This is a genomic window from Pedobacter sp. B4-66, assembly GCF_018492665.1.
GTDB lineage: Bacteria > Bacteroidota > Bacteroidia > Sphingobacteriales > Sphingobacteriaceae > Pedobacter.
On record NZ_JAFVME010000003.1, the window covers coordinates 401,262 to 423,097 of the forward strand.

15 protein-coding genes are annotated in these 21,836 nt (G+C 37.0%); 8 read left to right on the forward strand and 7 right to left on the reverse strand.

Annotated elements, in window-relative coordinates; translation table 11 throughout:
* Positions 1–58: 58 nt before the first annotated feature.
* The 6 genes from J1905_RS06345 to J1905_RS06370 all read right to left on the reverse strand — a co-directional run bounded on the left by J1905_RS06345 (position 59) and on the right by J1905_RS06370 (position 9,222).
* Positions 59–4,606, reverse strand: coding sequence for an efflux RND transporter permease subunit (locus tag J1905_RS06345; RefSeq protein ID WP_214226406.1), 4,548 nt, complete (start codon positions 4,604–4,606; stop codon positions 59–61).
* 42 nt (positions 4,607–4,648) lie between these two features.
* Entirely contained in the window at positions 4,649–5,782 is a 1,134-nt protein-coding gene (locus J1905_RS06350) for an efflux RND transporter periplasmic adaptor subunit (protein WP_214226408.1), read from the reverse strand.
* 230 nt (positions 5,783–6,012) lie between these two features.
* Positions 6,013–6,336 (reverse strand): hypothetical protein, encoded by a 324-nt coding sequence (locus tag J1905_RS06355; protein ID WP_214226409.1) that lies wholly within the window; start codon positions 6,334–6,336, stop codon positions 6,013–6,015.
* A 131-nt stretch (positions 6,337–6,467) separates the two neighbouring features.
* On the reverse strand, positions 6,468–6,812 hold the full coding sequence (locus J1905_RS06360) for a hypothetical protein (RefSeq protein WP_214226411.1): 345 nt from the start codon (positions 6,810–6,812) through the stop codon (positions 6,468–6,470).
* Positions 6,813–7,081: 269 nt separating this feature from the next.
* Entirely contained in the window at positions 7,082–8,311 is a 1,230-nt protein-coding gene (locus J1905_RS06365; protein ID WP_214226413.1) for a BamA/TamA family outer membrane protein, read from the reverse strand.
* A gap of 137 nt (positions 8,312–8,448) precedes the next feature.
* Complete coding sequence (locus tag J1905_RS06370; protein WP_214226415.1) at positions 8,449–9,222, reverse strand: hypothetical protein; 774 nt, start codon at positions 9,220–9,222, stop codon at positions 8,449–8,451.
* A gap of 140 nt (positions 9,223–9,362) precedes the next feature.
* On the opposite strand from J1905_RS06370, the gene J1905_RS06375 reads away from it, so the two are divergent.
* Entirely contained in the window at positions 9,363–10,523 is a 1,161-nt protein-coding gene (locus J1905_RS06375; RefSeq protein ID WP_214226417.1) for a DUF3095 family protein, read from the forward strand.
* 48 nt (positions 10,524–10,571) lie between these two features.
* Positions 10,572–13,052 (forward strand): mechanosensitive ion channel family protein, encoded by a 2,481-nt coding sequence (locus J1905_RS06380; protein ID WP_250318020.1) that lies wholly within the window; start codon positions 10,572–10,574, stop codon positions 13,050–13,052.
* A gap of 32 nt (positions 13,053–13,084) precedes the next feature.
* On the opposite strand, the gene J1905_RS06385 is transcribed toward J1905_RS06380, so the two are convergent.
* Positions 13,085–13,684, reverse strand: a complete 600-nt coding sequence (locus J1905_RS06385; RefSeq protein WP_214226419.1) for a COG3650 family protein — start codon at positions 13,682–13,684, stop codon at positions 13,085–13,087.
* Between the two features lie 154 nt (positions 13,685–13,838).
* Here J1905_RS06385 and J1905_RS06390 point away from each other — a divergent pair, with 154 nt between their 5' ends.
* The 6 genes from J1905_RS06390 (at position 13,839) to J1905_RS06415 (ending at position 21,836) form a co-directional block, all read left to right on the forward strand.
* Positions 13,839–14,549 (forward strand): RraA family protein, encoded by a 711-nt coding sequence (locus J1905_RS06390; RefSeq protein ID WP_250318021.1) that lies wholly within the window; start codon positions 13,839–13,841, stop codon positions 14,547–14,549.
* A 33-nt stretch (positions 14,550–14,582) separates the two neighbouring features.
* Positions 14,583–17,519 (forward strand): glycoside hydrolase family 2 TIM barrel-domain containing protein, encoded by a 2,937-nt coding sequence (locus tag J1905_RS06395; RefSeq protein ID WP_214226420.1) that lies wholly within the window; start codon positions 14,583–14,585, stop codon positions 17,517–17,519.
* Between the two features lie 14 nt (positions 17,520–17,533).
* A complete protein-coding gene (locus J1905_RS06400) occupies positions 17,534–18,700 on the forward strand; it encodes a mandelate racemase/muconate lactonizing enzyme family protein (protein WP_214226421.1) in 1,167 nt (388 codons plus the stop codon).
* 25 nt (positions 18,701–18,725) lie between these two features.
* Positions 18,726–19,517: an SDR family NAD(P)-dependent oxidoreductase gene (locus J1905_RS06405; protein ID WP_214226423.1), complete on the forward strand. Its 792-nt coding sequence runs from the start codon at positions 18,726–18,728 to the stop codon at positions 19,515–19,517.
* A 57-nt stretch (positions 19,518–19,574) separates the two neighbouring features.
* Positions 19,575–20,894 carry a GH36-type glycosyl hydrolase domain-containing protein gene (locus tag J1905_RS06410; RefSeq protein WP_214226424.1) on the forward strand — a complete coding sequence of 440 codons (1,320 nt, stop codon included), beginning with the start codon at positions 19,575–19,577 and terminating at the stop codon, positions 20,892–20,894.
* An 81-nt stretch (positions 20,895–20,975) separates the two neighbouring features.
* Positions 20,976–21,836, forward strand: coding sequence for an AraC family transcriptional regulator (locus J1905_RS06415; protein WP_214226426.1), 861 nt, complete (start codon positions 20,976–20,978; stop codon positions 21,834–21,836).

The window sequence follows — 21,836 nt, forward strand, 5'->3', positions numbered from 1 at the left end:
AATAAAGGTGCGTTTTTTAAGCGCACCCTTACAATTAAAAATCAATACATTGCCGAGTTTATTTCCAACCTCCTCCTAAGGCTTTGTATAAAGATATTTGATTAAGAATTTGTTGTTTCTTTGCCTGAACTTCATTAAGCTCTGCATCCAATACATTTCTCTGAGTAGTAATGATGTCTAAATAGGTAACTCTCCCTGCAAGAAAAAGATCATTAGCAGCTCTAACAGAAGAATTTAGCGCCTTTACTTCATCTGAGATATAAACTCTTTTCTGGTTGATGAATTGATGTGATTTTAAAGCATCCTGTACTTCATTATATGCTTTTAAAACAATCTTTTCGTAGTTTTGAAAGGCTATTCCATACGAAGCTTTATAAGCTTCGTATTCGGCACGGATAGTATGTTGATTAAAAACAGGAGCGGTTAAACCACCAACCAAACCGTAAGCTAATGCTGTTTGTGTTTGAAATAGCTTGCTAAAATCGAATGATTGCAAGCCAATGCGAGGTGCTAACACAATTGCAGGTAAGAATGCCGCTTTAGCCGCTTTGATCTCTTTTTGCGAGGCGATTAATTCTAATCCTGCCTGTCTGATGTCTGGTCGTAAGGCAATCATTTGAAGTGGAGTGCCATTATCCAGCGTTTTTTCCGACAAAAGTTGCTCAAGGCCATTTTCATTTAAACTGATAGGAGATTCGAACCTTCCTGTTAAAAAATTCAAATGATTTTGCATTAAGCTTATTTGTTGCAAAACTTCCTGTTCCTTAGTTTTTGAATTGGCAAGTACTGCTTTAAACTGCTGTACACCTAATTCTGTAGCTACCCCGGCTTCCTTTTGAACTTGAATTAATTTAAGTCCATTTTGTTGAAGGTTGATATTTCTATTTAAAATTTCAAGTTCCTCATTTAAGGTAAGCAATTCAAAATAGGCAGTCGCCACATTAGTGATCAGTTCTGTCTGCACCAATTTCTGTCCTTCATAAGAAGCCAGAAATTTATTTAAAGCAGCCTGTTTTTTGTTTTTTAACTTACCCCATAAATCTATTTCCCATGAAGCTCTTATACCTACAAAATAATCAGGAAGAGGATTAGGTAAACGTTCATTTTCTTTTAAATTTCCTGAAAAATTAGTATCGTAATTTCCAATACCATCTGCCGTGTAGAAACCAAATCTATGCAAGCCAGCCTCAACCGCAAGATCTAAGTTGGGCAAAGTAGCCCCCTTACGCATACGTAAATTTGCCTTTGCCATTTCTATATGGTGCAAGGCTTGCTTCATATCCGCATTGTTTAATAAGGCGGTATCAATTAGCGAAATTAAATGATTATCCTTAAAAAAATCCTTCCATTTTGTTGTAGCAATTGTGGTAGTATCCGTATTTTGATTGTAGGTTACTGGAACACCTTGATGTTTATAATTTGGAGCATCCTTTTTTACAGAACAACTGCTAATAAATACTACAACTGCAATTACCGCAATAACTTTGGATTTTTCGCCTGTCTTCTTTCTCGATAACGAAGAAAAAAGAACGTAAAGTCCAGGAATTACAATAACACCGACTACGGTACCGATAATCATTCCACCTACGGCTGCTGTTCCGATAGAACGATTACCCAGGGCTCCAGCTCCACTGGCAATCATTAGTGGAATTAATCCTGCAGCAAAAGCAAATGAAGTCATTAATATTGGACGCAATCTAGCTACCGAACCCTCAATTGCCGCCTTTAAGAAACTCATACCTTCTTGTTGTTTTATGATCGCATATTCCACAATCAGAATGGCATTTTTACCGAGCAAACCAATCAGCATTACAAGTGCAACCTGAGCATAAATATTGTTTTCTAATCCAAAAATCCATAAAAACAGGAAGGCACCAAAAATACCTGCCGGTAAGGAAAGCAGCACTGGCATAGGAAGCAAGAAACTCTCATATTGCGCCGCTAAAATTAAATATACAAACAACAAACACAAGGCGAAAATGTATACAGCCTGATTTCCGGAGAGAATCTGCTCACGTGTCATCCCTGACCACTCAATTTCATAACCGGCCGGTAATTTTTTTGAAACCTCTTCTACAGCTTTAATTGCTTCTCCACTACTAAATCCAGATGCTGCATCACCATTTAACATTGCAGAAGAAAACATGTTGTAACGCGTGATCTGTTCTGGCCCATAAACACGTTCCATCGTTATAAAAGATGAAAATGGAAGCATCTCTTCTTTGTCGTTTTTGATGAAAAGGTTAAGTACATCTTCAGGCTTTTCACGATAATTTGGTCCAGCTTGCACCATAACTTTATACATTTGTCCATATCTGATAAAGTTTGTAGCATAATAACTTCCCATTAAAGTTTGCAAGGTATTCATTGCATTTTCTACACTTATTCCTTTTTTTGCTGCCAGATCGTGGTCCACTTTAATGAGATATTGAGGAAAACTAACGTCAAAAGTGGTGAATACATTCCCTATTTCGGGAGTTGCCTTTAAATCTTCAATGAATTTACCTACTACTTCTGATGTTTTGTTCAGATCATCTGCACCTGTTTTATCCAGAACACGTAATTCAAAACCCGAAGAGTTACCAAAACCGGGCACAGTAGGTGGAGGGAAGAATTCTATTTCAGCATCCATAATATGAGCCGTAGCTTTTTTAAGCTCATCAATCATATCCTTAACAGACTCCTTTCGATTGTCCCAGGATACAAGGTTGATCATCCCCATACCGTAAGAAGCGCCGGAAACTTCGTTAACCAAACTGTAACCAGCAAGAATTGAAACTGTCTCCACCGCCTTCATTTTACGACTTATAGCGTCGATTTCATTAAGAACAGTTTCTGTTCTATCCACTGTTGCACCTGGTGGGGTTGTTACATTTACATAAATCATTCCCTGATCTTCAGTAGGAATAAATCCAGATGGAAGAATACTGGCAATTCCCCAGGTTGCCACAAAGAAGGTTATTAATAGTCCAAAGGTTAAAACTCTGCGTCCTGCAATTCGTCCTAATAATCCTTTATAACCATTAGCCATCTTATTGTAATTGTGGTTAAACCGTGAAAAGAATCTGGCCAGCCAACCGTTAGAAACCTTATTGTCATGTGGCGAACGCAAAATAATTGCGCAAAGGGCAGGAGTAAGGGTTAATGCATTTATTCCGGAAATGATAATTGCAGAAGCGAGGGTTAAAGAAAACTGCCTGTAAAAAATACCTACAGGTCCTGATAGAAAGGCCACAGGAATAAATACAGCAGACATTACCAGCGTGATTGCTATAACCGGCTTGGTTATTTCTTTCATTGCTGCAAGTGTGGCCTCCATAGGCTGCAGATGCTCTTCTTCCATTTTAGCATATACTGCTTCAACTACAACAATCGCATTATCAACCACTATACCTATAGCAAGAACCAATGCAAAAAGAGTGAGCAGGTTAATGGAGAAACCAAGCATCTGCATAAAAAACAGGGCTCCAATTAAACATACGGGAACTGCAAGAGCAGGGATAAGGGTAGAACGGAAATCCTGTAAAAAAATGAAAACTACAATAAATACCAGAATAAAAGCTTCTAATAAAGTAACCAGTACACTTGAAATAGAAGCATCAAGAAAGCGGGATACATCATAACCCATAGTATACTTCATACCGGGAGGAAACGAGTTCTCCTGAAGAGAAGCCATTTTTTCCTTCACATTCTTAATAACTTCCTGTGCATTGGAACCTGGTAGCTGTTTCAGCATTATTGAAGCCGAAGGCCGCCCATCAGTTTTGGAGACCATCTCATAATCTAATGAGCCAAATTCTACATCAGCAATATCTTTGATACGAATAATAGAACCATCAGAATTTGCCCTTATAGGAATATTTTTATATTCCTCCGCATTAGAGAATTTACCCGGGTAGCGCAAAACATACTGTTGCATATTGATAGACTTGTCAGAACCTATCCCTGTTTGCCCTGGAGCAGCTTCTACGTTTTGCCTTCTTAATGCTGCAATTACGTCATCACTCGAAATTTTGTAAGATGCAAGACGATCTGGTTTAAGCCATACACGCATCGCATAATCCCTTAAACCCATAATTTGGGCAAAACCTACTCCTTCAATACGCTTAAGCTCTTTTAAAATATTGATATCTGTGAAATTGTATATAAAGCGTTCATCAGCAGATTTGTCCTCACTATACACATTTAAATACATCAACATACTGTTAACTTCTTTTTCCGTGGTAACTCCGGCCTTAATTACCTCTTCAGGTAGTTCATCCAAAACGGTAGTCACCCGATTCTGAACATTTACAGAAGCAATATCAGGGTCTGTTCCTACTTTAAAAAAGACCTGGATTAGTGTAGTCCCATTATTAGTAGATACGGAGTTCATATAAGTCATTCCTGCTACACCATTAATGGCTCTTTCCAGGGGAATAGCAACAGCATTTGTACTCACTTCGGCATTTGCACCGGTGTAATTGGCTGTAACAACTACAGACGGAGGTACTATATCCGGAAATTGGGTGACCGGCAATGTAAATAACGCTAATAGTCCCAAAAGGACAATAAAAAGCGATATGACCAATGATAATACTGGTCGTTTTATAAATTGTTCAAACATAATAATACGTTGTTAAGGCGAAATTCTTCTTGGGATTTAGTTTTAAATTGAGCTAACCGCCTCTTTAATGTTTAATTCGATAGGTTTTACTAGTATACCATCACGTAAACTCTGGGTTCCTTCGAAAACTATTTTCTCAGATTTATTAAGACCAGAATCAACAATATAATAATGGCCAACCCTTTGTCCTGCTAAGAAAGGAGTCATTTTTAAGGTGTTGTTTGAGGTTAAAACATATACATAAGTTCTGTCTTGAATTTCAAAAACAGATTTTTGGTGTACAACCAGAATTTCTCCGGTTTCTACCGGAACACTAATCTTTCCAGAAGCACCGTGTTTTAACAAACCTTCAGGATTTGGGAAATTTGCCTTAAGAGAGAGAGAACCTGTTTGGATCGCAAATTCGCTTTCCGCAAATTTAGCTATACCGGCAAAAGGATAAATGCTTCCATTTGCAAGTGTTAACTTAACACTCTTTTTAAAACTGTTTTTAGTGTAAGCGGAGTCGCTGGCAATACTTAAATATTCCTTTTCTGATATTGAAAAATAGACATTTACAGCACTCAAATCTGATACAGTAGTAAGCAAAGATCCTTCTTCAAGTAAGCTACCTGCTTTTAGTGGTATTCTATCAATACGACCAGTAAACGGGGATTTTATTTCCGTATGAGCTAATCTGGATTTAGCATACTGAAGTACTGATTTCGCTTCGGCAACACGCGATTCTGCTGCTTTAATTTTGGCAGCAGCCAAATCAAGTTCTGATTTTGAGACGATATTGTTTTTAACCAGAATACTTGTTCTTTGCTGTTCCAATTCTACTGTTTTTGCATCTGCAATCGCATTATTTAATACTGCTTGAGCTTTGCTGAAATCTGCTTTGTATTCCTCATCATTTATTTTAAATAGAATCTGACCTTCTTTAACTTCTGAGCCCTCCTCAACATAGATTTTCTCTAAAAATCCAGATAGACGGGATCTCACTTCAACATTTTTTACGGCCTGAATATCCGCTACATAATCTTTGTAAATAATGGTGTCCAAAACACTTACAGCAGCAATTGGTACCTGTTTGGCTTTGTCGGCGCTAGTATTCTCTTTACTTTGAGAAGAACAGCCAATAATTGACCCAATAGCAATGAATAGGGGGAAATAAGCTAAATAATTAAGTTTCATGATAATAATGATTTTGCTGAGCGCACAATACGCCCATGTATATGGATTATTTGATATGGAAATAAGATTAAGAAATAACTTAAAAAGATTTTTAAGCCAATGAACCGGAGATCATTATATGGCAGCTGATATTGGTAGACGCTTAAGGTGGCGAAAGCAAAAATTACCCTGTACAAAACCAGGGTCTTGCAATTAAAATACCAACATAAACTATTTACAAGAAAAAATACCTAGAATGGTTTTAATCTGAATAGGTGAGAATAATAGCTAGGTAAGCAGAAGCTCTTTGCTTTATATAACGGATGAAAGATTATTATTATTTTTCCAATTTGCTTAACCAGGAAAAAGGATAAAAATAATACGATAGCAGGAAGTATATAAACTCCTACATTAAACAGGCGATAACTCTCATTTGGAATTTCAATATCATCATGAGTATTTCCGGGAATATCCAATATATCATCAAGAACAATTTCAAGAAATGATTCACCGGCATACATATACTGATTATTGTTTATGGAAGTATCTCTAGCTTCATAAGCAATAATGTTCATGTACGCGAACAGCGATAAAAAATGAAATATTTTGATAAACATACCTTTTCCAAAGGTAAAATATTAAAGTTTCTAATTATTACTATCAAATAGTATTTACAATTTTATGATAATAATTGAACTATCAGGAGTTAAGATGCCATTTTTCTAACTAGCTTCTTATAATCTTCAAGTAATGCAATGTATTTTTCCATCCAGTAGTATACTGAATTCGAATGATCTGCATTAATGTCATTTTTGAAAGCGGGTATATCTCCCATATAATTTAAACCAACAAGTTCTCCGTCAAAATCACGGGAGAAATCGTAGTCAATAGCCTTTCCAATTTCAACAATTACTTCTGTATGTAGTTTCTTCTGGCTAAACCAATTATATAAGGTTCTCCTGTTTACATGTAATCGTCGTGACAAATCACTGATGTTTACATTTTTTCTGCGAACTGCAAGTTCAACAATTTCTCCGGCATTATGTTCCATAACTTTATTCTATTAAATAATCATTTGATCAAACGCTAGGGACGTTCAACAATGTATGGCATATTATACTAGGCAGGAAACAGCGAAAATTCATTAGGTGAGCGGCATTAAAATTCAGGTATCTTTTACTCAAAGGTATTTAACAATAGAAAAGAAATAAACCTGCTGGTTGTCATAAACTTACTTTTAATTCTCATTTTTCTAGTATGAAGAAAACAAATGCATTGCTTCAGTTAAACTGCAAAATCGATTTTTAAGATTAATTTGTACTAAAAGACTTCATTTAGTCCTAAAAACAACCCTTTTGCACCAAAATTACCAAAAGCATAATCTACACACAGGTTTGTTCTAGTAGCCTTATTGAACAAGATGCGTAAGCCGGCACCACCAGCAGGTTGCCATTTTTGAAACAGCTTGGTCCCCGATTCATCGTTAGCGGTCTGAACATTGAAGAAAGTAACACCACTAATAAAATTATTTCTCGTTATTGGAAAGCGATACTCCATTTCAGAATAACAGTACTGAGTGCCCTTAAAATAACCAACGGTATACCCTCTGCCACTTCTAAAATTAGCATCCTTGCCTGTCCCAGGAAGTTCCAGATAGGGTAGTGTCCCGCTTATCAGATAAGATCCCCAATTCCAAAATGCAAGTACATGTTCAGGATTTCTGGTAGAAAGGCTCCAGTATTTCCTAAAGTCAGTTGTTACCTGTACTGCATTTTTTGTACTTTCAATCCAACTTTGGTTCACTCGAAGACCAGCATCAGCATATATACCTTTAAAGGCGCGGTTCTGATTGTCACGAGTAGTGTATTGCAAGTTCATTAAAAAGCCATTGGCCATATAGTGGTCTTTATCAAAACCATGCTGCTCACTATACACATGATACGGAGTCTTACCATTAGCATTATTAGGGTCTTTAAGATTCCTTCTGATCTCAAATGATGCACCGGCTCCAATGAATAAGTGATCCTGAATTTGCTTATAAATCTTTTCTCTAAAATTATAATACTCCCCATGAATAGCATAGCCTTTACGATCTGGATTGGATAGTATTACTTCATCGTCTGTCCCCGTTGCAGGTTTACCAATACCTAATCCAAAATCTGGAGTAACAGTTTTGGCTGCCACCAAACTGCCCTGTAAATTCCATCTATTACCAGGAGTGTACACGTTGTGGCTAAAGTAAAAGTAAATAATCCCCTTGGTTGTAATTGATGCAGATGTTGCAGCAACAGACATCAGTGTTTTTGGCTCATGCCCTAATACCTTTCCAATTACAGCTTTAAGTCCTATCTGAGCACCAATACTAGGATTATAAGCAATGCTTGGCATTGGAGTGATGCCTGATGATTTATGAGCTGGTTTAGGTGGTTTCCCAGGACGAAAAATATTACGAGCTAAGTCAACCACGTCATATTCCTTTGTTGTTGAATCCTTCTTAACCGAATCTGTGGATGCTATTACTTGTCCGTGGCTATACATTTGGACGCTCATAAATGAGACCAGTAGTAATGCTTTTATTTTTATCGAGTGTTTAATCTTTTATGTATTTAAATGAATAGTGGCAAAATAGACTTAAACTTATTGATTCTTTTTTAATAAAACTATTATAAGACAATCAATCAGGCCAATTAGTTTAGCATATGAGCTAATATTGGAGCACATTTTTCTAAACAAGGCTTATAGAAATGACCGTGTTTCCAATTCGCTGATTTAGGAGATAAACCCCACCAAAATTCCGCGAGAGCCAAAGGCTCCATTTCATGACTAAAAGCATATTGCAATAATTTTGGAGCAGCACATTCTCCGGCGCCTGCAGGTGGTTTTCCTGCTGATGTATTCTCAAATGCTTTAATTAAGCTTTTCGATTCGCCTGCTTTATTTAAAAAATGATACTGTTCAAAGATCTTATTCTGTAACGAATGCGAGTGGTGCTTGCGTAATAACTTTAAGCTATGAATCTCATCTTTAAAACATTCATCTCTATAAGATTCAAGTTGGTTAATTTCCTCGTTTATCTGAGTCAATTTTTCCATTCCGGCATTTAAAAAGCCTCCTTCCTCCAAGCCATCAAAAATTGGTGGTACAAATTTGGAGTGATGATTTTTTCCAGCCAATTTCCCCGAAAATGCAGCAAGGTAACCAAGTCTACCAGCCTTTGTCCGAACAATTAATACACCAAACATTTTTCCTATAACTATTCCTTCAATCCCCTCAGATAAACCAAAATTATGAATCCAATCTTGCTGATGCTGCAAGTGAAGTTGCAATTTATCAGCAGCCAGCAGGCAAAGTGGATCGACTTCTTCTTTTAGAGAAAAGACTAGTCCTTTGGCCAGTGCATTTATTTCTGCTGTTTCTTCGAAAGCGCAAAACACTGAATCTTCATAAATTAAATCTTGCATTACAGATGCTGTTGTGGTATTCTGGCACAAAGATCACACAATTTTATTTGTCAGCTATAGGCTAAGGGATTTTTATTTGTAAATTTATCTTAAATCACAACAAAACTCGATCGCTGATTTAGTAAAAAAACATCTCTCATATGTCAGTAACTAATGATCAGTTTTATCATCAATTGTTAGGAAGCAACCTTCCTCTTTACGAATTGTTAAAACATAAGCAGCTATTTCTACAAGTGCCTGCAGACTGGCATGTGATCATTACTGATATAAAAGGTTCCACTAAGGCTGTATTTAAAGGACAACATGAAACAATAAACCTGATTGCAACAGGCAGCATTGTTACTGTTTTGAATTTTGTCTTTAGCAAAGGAATTGAAATTCCTTTCTTTTTTGGAGGAGACGGAGCTACCTTTTTAGTACCCCCTTCAGTATTAGAAATGGCGATGGAATTGTTACTGCTATACCAGGAAAATACACAATTGAACTTTGATCTTCAACTTCGCGTAGGAACTTTGCCTATACACCAAATTTATGATCTGGGATATGAGATTAGCATAAGTAAATTCAATATATCGAAATCTTTTTCTATCCCTGTTGTTTTAGGTGCTGGTTTGGGTTACGCAGAAAGACTGATCAAGGCGGAAAACTATTTATTGGATCAGAAATGGGGAAGAGCTGATGAACTGGATCTTAGCGGAATGCAGTGCCGTTGGGACAAAATCGGGCCGCCAGAAAACAGCAATGAAGTTGTTACACTTTTAATTATTGCTTGTAATGCAAGTCATCAGGCATCTGTGTTCAGTAAAGTTGTAAGCTATATGGATGATTTTTATGGAGACCAAAAAAAAAGACAACCAATTTCTGTAGGTAAACTTAGGTTAAAAAGCACTTTTAACCGATTGAGCATGGAAATGCGTGCCAGAATAGGCAAAGTTAGACTTCTTAAGCTCATGGAAACTTGGTTAGTAAATTTATATGGATATATCTATTTTCGAACTGAACGTGGTAAAAACTACCTGAACCGTTTGGTGGAAATGTCAGATACGCTGGTCATTGATGGAAAAATCAATACTGTAATTTCTGGTAATAAAGCACAAAGGTTAAAACTGCTTGAAGCATTGGACGATTTGGAAAAATTGGGTGAGATTATTTATGGCATCCATGTAAGTAATGATGCGGTAATGTCTTGCTATGTTCGTGACCTCAAAGATGGACATATTCACTTTGTAGATGGGTCAGATGGAGGTTATACTCAAGCTGCAATGGTTTTGAAATCTAAGCTATCCTCAAGCAAACCTTAAAATAAATATCATTTTTTACGTATTATTGACTTAAAATCCCTTTAAGTTATGACTCTTAAGAAAATAATCAATTTTTTTCTATGTTGTACATTTGTTTTAAGCCCTGGTTTCTTGTATGCTCAAAAGAAAGACAGCCTTAATTCAAGGCCTACACCAGACAGCTCACAACTTAATTTTGTTGCCAAGATGCAGGCCTTTGCTAAAAATGCTTCAAAGAAAAGCGCTGATGAATTTAACGCCGACAAAGCAGCTATCAGTCAGATTAAGACTTTTGAAGAGATTAAACAAACCATGCAAAAAGCAAAAATCTACCTAAAAGGAAAACTGGATACCCCCGGAACTAAGGTTGAACTACAGGAAATAGAAAGGGATTTTGTTTTGTCTGGAGATGGAGTTTTCACAAACAAGGGAACTACACAAACCTTCCGCAATTTAACTGCTACCTCTAAAATATTGGCTGAATTACTTAACAAAGCAAATGCACGAAAAGTCAGACTAGAAGTCCGTCAACAAGAACTCCATCAATTCAGATATCAACTGGATTCACTTTTGAGCGTGCCTGCTTTGTTTAAGTTTCCATCCGATTCGACTACCCTGATGAAGTACTTGCAAAAAATCAAAGTGATTGCTTACGAAACAGGGCCAATAGATAACACCCTCAATGTAGCAAGTAATAATATCCAGACACTGCTGAATCAGGTAAATATGACTGTTTTTAAATTGGAGAGCAGTTTAGAGGAAATAGATTCCTATCAAAAAGAAATGGCGAACCATACCTTTAAGAGAGAATTTAACAATTTATGGGAGCCCCAAGCTTATTACCGTCCGTTTGGAGAGATACTCAATTTTTCAAAAATAAAAGGTTTACTTACACTTAGTTTTTATGCAGAGAACAATACTGGAAAATTAATCGTTTTGATATTACTTATCATAACTTCTTTTATTTATTTACGCTCACTTAAACATATTTATATTGATAATAAGCTGCTAAAGTCAAGTTTTGAGGGGCAACTCGTATTACGGTATCCACTGCTTTCTGCTATGCTGATTGTTATTAGCCTTTTCCAGTTCTTTTTCTTATCACCACCATTTATTTTAAATGTGATCTTTTGGTTGGTTTCCTGCGTTTGTCTCAGTATAATTTTCAATGCCTATGTTAGCAAATACTGGATGCGAATCTGGTTATTAATGGTACTTCTTTTCCTAATCTCGGCCTTTGGAAATCTGGTACTGCAAGCGTCCAGAATCGAAAGATGGTTTATGTTGCTTACTTCAATGTTTGCAGTAATTGCAGGATTGGCTATACTGTTAAAAGGGCATCGCGAAGAACTCAGGGAAAAATGGATTATTTGGTCAATCGCTTTTATGACATTCCTGGAATTAGTTTCTACAATCGCGAACCTTTTTGGAAGGTATAATATCGCAAAAACATTGTTTATCAGTGGCTTTTTAAATGTTATCATTGCGATCCTTTTTTTATGGACTATCCGACTCATTAATGAAGGACTGTTTCTAGCCTTCAACGTATATTCAGGACAAGACAGGAAACTTTTTTATCTTAATTTCGAAAGGGTAGGCAATAGGGCACCAGCACTTTTTTACATACTGTTAATTCTAGGCTGGATAGTTTTATTTGGTCGTAATTTTCCTGCATTTGATTACCTGTCAGAACCTTTACAAAACTTTTTTAGTCAAGAAAGAACCTTAGGTAATTATACTTTCAGCATCAATAACATGATCTTGTTCTTTACAATCATGGGCATTTCGGTATTGATATCAAAAATTGTATCATTTTTTGCCTCAGACAAACAGCTTTCCGGAACAGATAGCAAGCATGAAAAACGAGGAATAGGCAGTTGGCTACTATTGGTGCGTATCTCGATACTTTGCATTGGGTTGTTTTTAGCCATTGCCGCAGCAGGCATTCCAATAGACAGGATCACCATCGTTTTGGGCGCACTCGGTGTAGGTATTGGTTTCGGATTACAAACTTTAGTCAATAATCTGGTAAGCGGACTTATCATCGCATTTGAAAAGCCTGTAAATGTAGGAGATATCGTAGATGTCGACGGACAAGGCGGCAAGATGAAATCCATTGGCTTTCGAAGTAGTGTAATCTCAACCTGGGATGGAGCAGATCTTGTTATGCCTAATGGCGACTTGCTTAATTCTCACCTAGTCAACTGGTCTCTTGGTGGAAACCGTAAGCGCATATCCATTCTGATTGGGATTGCCTACGATGCAGATCTTGAAAAAGCCAGGACAATACTCAGCGAGATTCTAAATAATGATCAGCGAATTAGTAAAAATCCTGAACCTGCTGTGCAATTTGAGCAACTCAGTAATAGTTCCATTGATCTGAGGATATATTTCTGGACAAAACATATTGGAGACATTTCAGCTACCAGAAGCGATTTAATCATAGCTATTGTGGCTGCTTTCAAAGCCAATGGCATTGCCATCCCATTCCCTCAACAGGATATTTATCTACATCATGCAGATACAACAGACAAACCAGCCGAAGAATAGTTACGCAGTAATTTATTGATTAATCTTCTTTGTCACCAGGAATAAGATTGATCAGAGGACTCTAAGCCCATAACTGGGTTTTGTGATGAAACCAGGGTATAATCAGGTTGTATACTTGGATTAGACGGATAAGTTTTGCCATTAAATTTCATAAGGTGATCTTTCCCTTGACTATGAAGTATTAAATCATTCCATCCTTTTGTATAGGTTTCAGCTATTAAAAGTGGATATTCCGTAACAGTAAATTTAGTTATTAATTCTCCATCGGGATGAAGCAGCAAAACGGTACATCCTCCGGATCCGCAAAAATAAGACCCTGTTAACCCAACAAAAATTTCCTTTTTAGGTTCTTCATTAATGTTATGTTCAAAAACTTTAAACTTTCTACTTTGTTCATCAATCAAATTTTTGGATAGGTCATCCTTAAACATTTCACCTAAGCCTATCTTTATGAGATTAAGTGTGTTTTCACTAACCATTTCTTTTTGATTACTAACAGAATCCTTTCTAAGCTCTTCTGGTTTATGAACTATAACTAAAGTATCACTACTCTTAGCCTGGTTTTCTGAAGAGTTACAGCTAAAAAACAACAGGCTGATAAGCATACCAATAATTGGAAAAAGTGTTTTCATAAAATATTGCTTTTGGTGTGCTAAATTAAGCATTTGCTTTAAGTGTTCTACAATCATATATGCAAAAAATGCAGTTTAGCAACATTAAATATGTTAAAATAGTTTAGGTAACAGGTAAATTTGGTGTACAAAATTCATGTTGAATTAATGAATTTTGGAGAAAATATTAATAAATATGAAATGGCATACTGACACTGAGCTTTTTGAGATCATTCGTAGGGAACTTTATACTGCAGTAATCGGTGACATCATGGATAAAATGGGGCTGCTGCATCAATTTTTACCAGCAGCTATACAGCCGCTTAGAAAAGATATGTTCGTAGTAGGAAGGGCAATGCCTGTTTTAGAGGCAGATGTTCTGGAATCAAAGGAGTATGCAGGTAATAATCCTATCTTAAAAAAATCTTTCGGGCTTATGTTAGAGGCCCTAGATGACTTAAAAAAAGATGAAGTTTATATCTGTGGAGGAGCTTCTCCCAATTATGCATTATGGGGCGAATTAATGAGTACAAGAGCATTAAAGCTTGGGGCTGCTGGGGCAGTCGTTGATGGGTACTCCAGGGATACGAAGGGAATTCTTGAACTTAACTTTCCTACATTTTCTTATGGCAGCTACGCTCAAGACCAGGCACCTAGGGGAAAGGTAATTGATTTTAGGGTTCCACTTGAAATACGCGGAGTACTTATTAATCCGGGAGACATTGTGGTTGGTGATATTGATGGGGTTTGCATCATTCCTAAGATTCATGAAGTCGAGGTTTTCAATCTGGCCATTGAAAAGGCAAGAGGTGAAAAGCTGGTTCAAATCAAAATTCAGGAAGGAATGAGTGCCACAGAAGCTTTTGAAAAGTATGGAATTATGTAACCACAAGTGTATAAGAAAAAGTAATATTAAAAAATGAAGACATCCTATAATATAGTTTTTGCCTGTCTATTATTTATCGGAAGTAGCACTAGCGCCCAGATTCAGAAAATGGCTTTACCAATAGCTGATGGTAAAAAAACTGAGGTTGCTCGCTTATCTCCAATTCCCTCAGAAAAGGACTTAAAAGTTTCTCTAAATGGAGAGTGGTTATTTTCTGAAAATACAAAAATTGAGTCCTACAGGAAGCGAATTCAGGTTCCTGGAGAGTGGGTTATGCAGGGCTTTACGGTAAATGCAGGAGAAACGGCAAACTATAGTAAAAACCTCAATATACCTGCTTCATGGCAAGGTAAGAGAATAAAATTGAAGTTCGATGGGGTTAGTTCTCATGCTGTTGTAAAGATAAACGGTCGCAAAGTATCAGAGCATGAAGGGAGTTTTGTGCCTTTTGAATCTGACATTACAGACTTTCTACATTCTGGAGATAATTTACTAGAAGTCGAAGTTCAAGCATTAACTGTTAGTGATATCCTTGCTTGTACTTCTCAGTATGCAGCACACACAGTAGGAGGTATTCTTAGAAAGGTCACTTTATTTGCATTGCCTGAAGTAAATATTGCAGACATAAGTGCAACCACAAGTTTTGACAGCAATTATAAGAATTCAAGCCTTCAGCTTAAGACTAAAGTCGTTAATGAATCGAAAATAACCTCAAGTGCTCAAATAAGCTATATGTTAACTGATAACGATGATAAAATTGTTTTAAAAAAAATAATACCTCTGGATAAAGCGCTCGCTCCGGGGGAATCAACTCTATCAAGGAAGAGTTTCTTTATCAAAAATCCCAGACAATGGAATACCGAGCATCCTTACTTATATAATTTAACAACTGAACTGATTGTTAATGGCAAAGCCATTCAAAAGAATACTCAAAAAATTGGTTTCAGACAGGTGGAGATTAAAGGAAATCAGCTTTTTGTAAATGGCCATCCCATTAAGTTAAGAGGGGTAAATAGACATTCTGTTCACCCACTTACCGGTCGAAGCATAAGTCCTGAACTTGAAATAAAGGATGCTGGACTTTTTAAGCAGGCAAACTGCAATTACATACGTAGTTCTCATTATCCTCCTTCACAAGAGTTTTTGGAAGAAGCAGATAGAATTGGTTTGTTTGTCGAAAATGAATCTTCATTAACCTGGATTCAGCATCATGCCTCTCCAATGTGGGGTCTATGGGATTATAAGGACGAAAAATTCTTACCTTATATGATCTCCGCAAATCTGGAAAAAATGCAGGCAGCAAAGAATCATCCTTCAGTTATCATCTGGTCGCTAGGAAATGAATCAAGATGGAGCCCGTTGTGGCAGAAAGTATTGGATAAAGTAAAGGAGTTTGATAGTACCAGACCAACTTCCTTTCATGACCAATGCTGGGGTGGTTTCAATAACGCAGGAAGCAAAGCCGATATTGCCAATTATCACTATCCGGGGATGAATGGCCCGGCAGCTACTGATACCATGAGCCGACCTACCTTGTTTGGAGAATATGCGCATGTTAGCACCTACAATAGAAGAGAGCTGGCTACCGATCCAGGGGTAAGAAGTGCCTATGCACTTCCATTGGTAAAAATGTACGATTCAATGTACTATCATAAAGGCAATCTGGGTGGTGCAATATGGAGTGGAATAGACGATACTTTTCACCTTCCTGATGGACGTATTGTAGGCTATGGCCCTTGGGGTCCAATAGATGGCTGGCGCAGGCCAAAGCCTGAATACTGGGGCATGAAAAAAGCTTATGCACCGGTAGTAATTAAAAATTTAAACGATCTAAAAGTACAAAACAATCAGTTGATCCTTCAGGTAGAAAACCGTTACGATTTTGTATCACTTCAGGATGTTTCCATCAGCTACAAAACCAATGTTACCACTGGAAAAATCAGTTCACAGATAGGGCCACATCAAAATGGGTTTTTAAAAATACCTGTTAATGAACAAACAAAAGAGGTATACATCACTTTTAAGGATCCAGGCGGATTTATTACCAACGAAGAACATATCGTTTTAAAGAAAACCGAAGAGGTACAATATAAAACAATTGAATCACTTGCCCTGGAAGAGAATCCTTCTGCTTATTTTATTCAGCAGGGAGATGTCAGATATACAGTTGATAAAGCGAACGGAATAATATCAGGCGCAGAAAGTAAAGGGCAAAGGATTCTTAGCCAGGGTCCCGTGTTTTGTGTAGTGCCAATGAATAACGAAGATGGAGGAAAACCAAATGTTGCAGGAGAAACTTATCAGAATAACATTTACCCAATAAAGAATTATCCGCTATATACCTTGTACGTAAAAAATATAACCACTCAACAAACTGAAGATGCCATCATAATCTCTATGGAGACTACTTACAAAAGTGCAAACGGAAGCATAAAGTATTCTTTTATGAAGAATGGTAATGTAAAGGTAGATTATGATATTAAATGTTGGGACGAGGCCACTGCAAAGCCCTACCAGTATGGGATGTTATTTCAGTTACCTCCCGCTTTTGATCAGTTGAGCTGGAAACGCCGCGGAGACTTTACAGTTTATTCTCCTGATGATATAGCAAGAGATAGCGGAACAACAAAACTGAATGCAAAGTGGCTGTCTTCGGTAGAAGAGCAAGGCAAGCAGCCGTCAGCTCTTTGGAAAGATGATGCAAATGAAATGGGATCTAATGATTTTAGGTCTACAAAACAGCACATCATTCACGCTGAGCTTACTAACAGTAACAACAATGGTATTACAGTGCTTTCAGATGCAAAACAATCTTCGAGAAGCTGGTTGCAAGATAGTAACATACAGTTTCTGATTGCTGATTATAGTAACAGCGGATCTGAACCATTTTATGGATCTCCATTTACTGACCAAAGAATTAATATTAAAGGCAAACAATTAATAGGAAACGTGATATTCAGGTTGCGTTAAAAAGAAAATTAGATATGAAAATTACAGATGTAAAAGTATGGCTGGTTGAGGGTGTTAAGTACAACTGGACTTTACTCAAAATTTATACTGATACAGGGCATTCCGGAGTTGGAGAAGCAACAAATTGGCCGGGTAGCCCAATTGTATACCATGCTGCAAAACATGTAGGGGAAAGAATTATAGGGCTCGATCCTATGAGAACGGACTTTATCTGGACCAAGCTGTACAGAGATCTTAATTGGATGGGGCCGTTTGGTGCCAGCATGTGTGCGATAAGTGGGATTGACATGGCTTTACTTGACTTGAAAGGTAAAGTGCTAGGTACGCCTTGCTATGAGCTTTTAGGAGGAGCGTTTAGAACAGATATTCAGCTATACGCAAACTATTGGTTTACCGGCGGTGAACATAATGCAGAAGATTATGCTGCTCAAGCTATAAAAGTAAAGGAAGCAGGATTTACAGGGCTCAAATTTGATCCTTTTGCCCATACTAACTACTTATATGGCGAAGACTTATCATCAAATTTGCAACTAACTAATGAACAGCAGGATCTGGCGTTCAATGTAAGTAAAGCTGTACGTGATGCTGTGGGGCCAAATTTTGACATTATGATTGAGACGCACGCTATGCTTAATTATAGTGTTGCTGTTAAAATGGCTAAGCGTCTTTCGGAACTAAATATTACCTGGTATGAGGAACCTGCGGGACCTGAAAATGCAAATACACTCAGAGCCATGAGAGACAGAATTCCTTCGAACGTTTCTATTTGTGTTGGTGAGCGGCATTATACTCGTCATGGCATACGAGACCTACTGGAAAAACATGTATGCGATTTCATGATGCCTGACATTACACGTTGTGGCGGCCCCTCAGAAATGAAGAGGATGGCTACAATGATGGAGGCATATAATGTTCTACTTGCTCCACATAATCCTAACGGACCACTTTCTACCTTGGCTTCAGCTCATGTATGCGCCTCTGTCCCAAATTTTTTCAGACAGGAATTTATGTTTAATGATGTCCCATGGAGAGATACTGTTATCAATCATCCAATAAAAGAAATGATTGTAGAAGGGCATTTGAAATTGAGCGATCGTCCGGGGCTAGGAGTAGATTTGGTTGAATCAGAAATGGAGAAACACCCGGGGATTCTAGAGGCAAGATCTGGATTTTATGTATAAAATTATAAAACATTAGAATTAAATTATGGCGCTACAAATTGATTTAAAAGGGAAAGTGGCCCTTATTACAGGCGTTACATCTGGTATTGGATTGGGTATTGCGAAAGTTTTGGCTAAAGCTGGATGTACTATTGCAGGTTGCGCTGAACATTTAAATAACAGTCCTGAAGCAAGCAATTTTTTAGAAATAATAAGGAGTGAAGGGGGCAACGCTAGTTACAATAAAACAGATATGCGTAATCCAGAAGATATCAGGGAGCTTGTTCAATCAGTTACTGAACGCGAAAAAGGTAAAATAGATATTCTTGTCTCTAATGCAGGTAAGAATGTTTTTGACAGGCCTGAAGGATGTAGTGAAATGGACTGGGATTTCAATATGAATCTGAATCTTGCGTCACATTGGCGGATTGCAAAACTTTGCAGGCCATATCTAGAAAAAAATAACGGAGTAATCATTTTAATGAGCTCTAATCATGCTTATTCAACTATGCCCGGTTGTTTCCCATATAACATTACCAAAACAGCCCTAACAGGACTGGTAAGAAGTTTAGCCATTGAATGGGGACCTAAAATTAGGACTGTAGGAATTGCCCCGGGCTTTATTGATACTCCCGGAAATCAACTATGGTTCGATTCATTTTTAGATCCTGCAAAAGAAAGACAAAGAACCATTGAGCTACATCCGGTAAAGAATTTAGGTACTCCCGAAGAGATAGGAGGCTGGTGCGCTTTCCTGGCAAGTGAATACGCTGCTTTTGCATCAGGCACAACCTATTTGATTGATGGCGGAAGAAGTGCACTAATGCAGGATAGTTAACTGAAGTTTTATTATATTTGTACATACATATATACAAATCAACACAAACCTAAGTCTATGAGTAAAATTTCAGTTTTCTTTTATTTTATATTTCTACCGTTAGCCTTATTTATGAGCTCATGTGCATCTAATCACCAGGTAACAGATCATAAATTGGCGCAATCGATCTTATCAGATAAATCATTCCAAAAGGTAGACAGCATGGCAAGAGGGGTGATAAAAGAGGGTTTTAATGCAGGAAGTGGTTACTCGCAAATCTGGGCGCGTGATATGAATACATTTATTGAAACTGCACTTGAAGAAACATCTAAAGAAGAAGTAAGAGGCGCTATTCTTCTTTTCTTTGCACTTCAGCAAAAAAATAATGAAATGGTGGATGGTTATGTCCTTAAAAAGGATTTTACCTGGAATGATGATACTCCATACTATTCAGATGCAGCTCCTAATCATGTAGGATTCAAGAATACTGTAGAAACAGATCAGGAAACTTCTTTAATTCAACTGGTTGGTAAGTATGTTAAAAAGACTGGAGATACAAGTATTTTAACAGAGAAGGTTGCCGACATATCTGTACTTAACAGAATGGAACTTATGATCGACTATTTACTTAACAACAAATACAATAAAAAGTACGGTCTATTAAATGGAGCGATGACCGCTGATTGGGGTGATGTACAGCCTAACGACGATTTTGGTTGTGATTGGAATAAGCTATCTAATGAAGCTATAGATGTTTATGATAATGCGATGCTCATTATTGCATTAAACTATCTTCAGGAAATGACTGCAGACAAGGGCCAGATTGAAAAATGGAAAGAATTACAGAAATCCGTTCGATTGAACGTAAGAAAGTATTTGTGGGATGAAAAAAGGGAGAAATTCATCCCTCATATTTATCCTGATAAATCTCCCATTCCAGCAGGATTTGATGAAAACAACATTCATTATCACGGAGGAACTGCTGTTGCTATTGAAGCTGGTTTATTATCAAAAGATGAAATTAAAACTGTAAACAAGCAGATGGTTGAGAATGTAAAATTATCAGGTATGCCAAGTATTGGTCTTACAATTTACCCTACTTACCCAAAAGGTTTTTTCCGTGGAGGTATGTCAGCCCCTTATTATTATCAAAATGGGGGAGATTGGACATGGTTCGGAGGTAGAATGATTCAACAACTGATTGCAAATGGATTTGTAAAAGAAGCTTACGAGGAAGTTCAGCCGATGATTGACCTTGTCATAAAAAACAAAGGTTTCTACGAATGGTATGGAAAAGGAGGGACTCCTAGTGGTTCTGGTAAATTTAAAGGTTCAGCCGGTGTTCTAAGTAAATCAATTGCACAATTTAAAGATTGGGCCAAAGAACAAAACAAATAATAGAAGTATTTTACCTTGAATATTCCAATTTCTCCTAGAATGTTTAATTTAGTTTAACTTTGGGCTGTTGTTAATCATTAAATGAAACCAGAATTAATCGAAGTAAACCCTTTAGGAATAAAAACAATTAAGGTAAAACGCCTGGAAACGAATTCCTTAATCGCATCCTTTCATTTTCACGAGTCTTGTGAATTGGTTTGGGTAGAAAAGAGCTATGGTAAGCGTATTGTTGGAGATCATATTGGTAATTTCGAAGACAATGATCTTGTTTTAATGGGCCCTGACTTACCCCATATCTGGCAAAACGACAACAACTTTTTATCTGAAGAAAACAATAAAGTAAAATCAACTGTCATTTATTTCCCTCCGGATTTCCTTTCTGGATTAACCGACGACCAAAATGCACTAAACCTAATGCAGGATTTGATAAAAAAGGCTGGGAGAGGAATAAGATTTTATGGTAAAACAAATAGTAAGGTTACAAGATTACTGGCTAAATTGCATCAAAAAAAAGCAATTGATAAGGTAATATCCTTTCTCCAGATTATAGATATTTTATCACTTTCCAGTGAGTATGAATACCTTGCCAGTGTTACTTTTAAAAATCCTTACGACGAAAAAGACACCAATAGAATCAACAGAGTATATCAGTTTTTAATGCAGAATTTTCAGCGTGATATAAATTTGAAAGAAGTAGCAGATTTGTGCAACATGACAACAAATTCATTCTGTAGGTTTTTTAAAGATCGATCCCAAAAGTCATTAACGCAGTTTGTTAATGAGATTAGGATCGGTCATGCATGTAAACTTTTGCAGAATGCTGAACATTCCATTGCTGATGTTTGCTACTCAAGCGGATATAATAACTTAACAAACTTTAATAAGTTTTTTAAGCAGATAACAGGTATGAAGCCCTCTCAGTATAGAAGCCATATTTACTAG

What these genes read in the sequence shown, in the direction of transcription:
- J1905_RS06360 (WP_214226411.1), bottom strand. Translation starts at nt 6,812, where the DNA reads ATGGAACATAATGCCGGAGAAATTGTTGAACTTGCAGTTCGCAGAAAA.
- J1905_RS06380 (WP_250318020.1), top strand. Translation starts at nt 10,572, where the DNA reads ATGACTCTTAAGAAAATAATCAATTTTTTTCTATGTTGTACATTTGTT.
- J1905_RS06415 (WP_214226426.1), top strand. Translation starts at nt 20,976, where the DNA reads ATGAAACCAGAATTAATCGAAGTAAACCCTTTAGGAATAAAAACAATT.
- J1905_RS06355 (WP_214226409.1), bottom strand. Translation starts at nt 6,336, where the DNA reads ATGAACATTATTGCTTATGAAGCTAGAGATACTTCCATAAACAATAAT.
- J1905_RS06365 (WP_214226413.1), bottom strand. Translation starts at nt 8,311, where the DNA reads ATGAGCGTCCAAATGTATAGCCACGGACAAGTAATAGCATCCACAGAT.
- J1905_RS06375 (WP_214226417.1), top strand. Translation starts at nt 9,363, where the DNA reads ATGTCAGTAACTAATGATCAGTTTTATCATCAATTGTTAGGAAGCAAC.
- J1905_RS06385 (WP_214226419.1), bottom strand. Translation starts at nt 13,684, where the DNA reads ATGAAAACACTTTTTCCAATTATTGGTATGCTTATCAGCCTGTTGTTT.
- J1905_RS06370 (WP_214226415.1), bottom strand. Translation starts at nt 9,222, where the DNA reads ATGCAAGATTTAATTTATGAAGATTCAGTGTTTTGCGCTTTCGAAGAA.
- J1905_RS06395 (WP_214226420.1), top strand. Translation starts at nt 14,583, where the DNA reads ATGAAGACATCCTATAATATAGTTTTTGCCTGTCTATTATTTATCGGA.
- J1905_RS06410 (WP_214226424.1), top strand. Translation starts at nt 19,575, where the DNA reads ATGAGTAAAATTTCAGTTTTCTTTTATTTTATATTTCTACCGTTAGCC.
- J1905_RS06405 (WP_214226423.1), top strand. Translation starts at nt 18,726, where the DNA reads ATGGCGCTACAAATTGATTTAAAAGGGAAAGTGGCCCTTATTACAGGC.
- J1905_RS06345 (WP_214226406.1), bottom strand. Translation starts at nt 4,606, where the DNA reads ATGTTTGAACAATTTATAAAACGACCAGTATTATCATTGGTCATATCG.
- J1905_RS06350 (WP_214226408.1), bottom strand. Translation starts at nt 5,782, where the DNA reads ATGAAACTTAATTATTTAGCTTATTTCCCCCTATTCATTGCTATTGGG.
- J1905_RS06400 (WP_214226421.1), top strand. Translation starts at nt 17,534, where the DNA reads ATGAAAATTACAGATGTAAAAGTATGGCTGGTTGAGGGTGTTAAGTAC.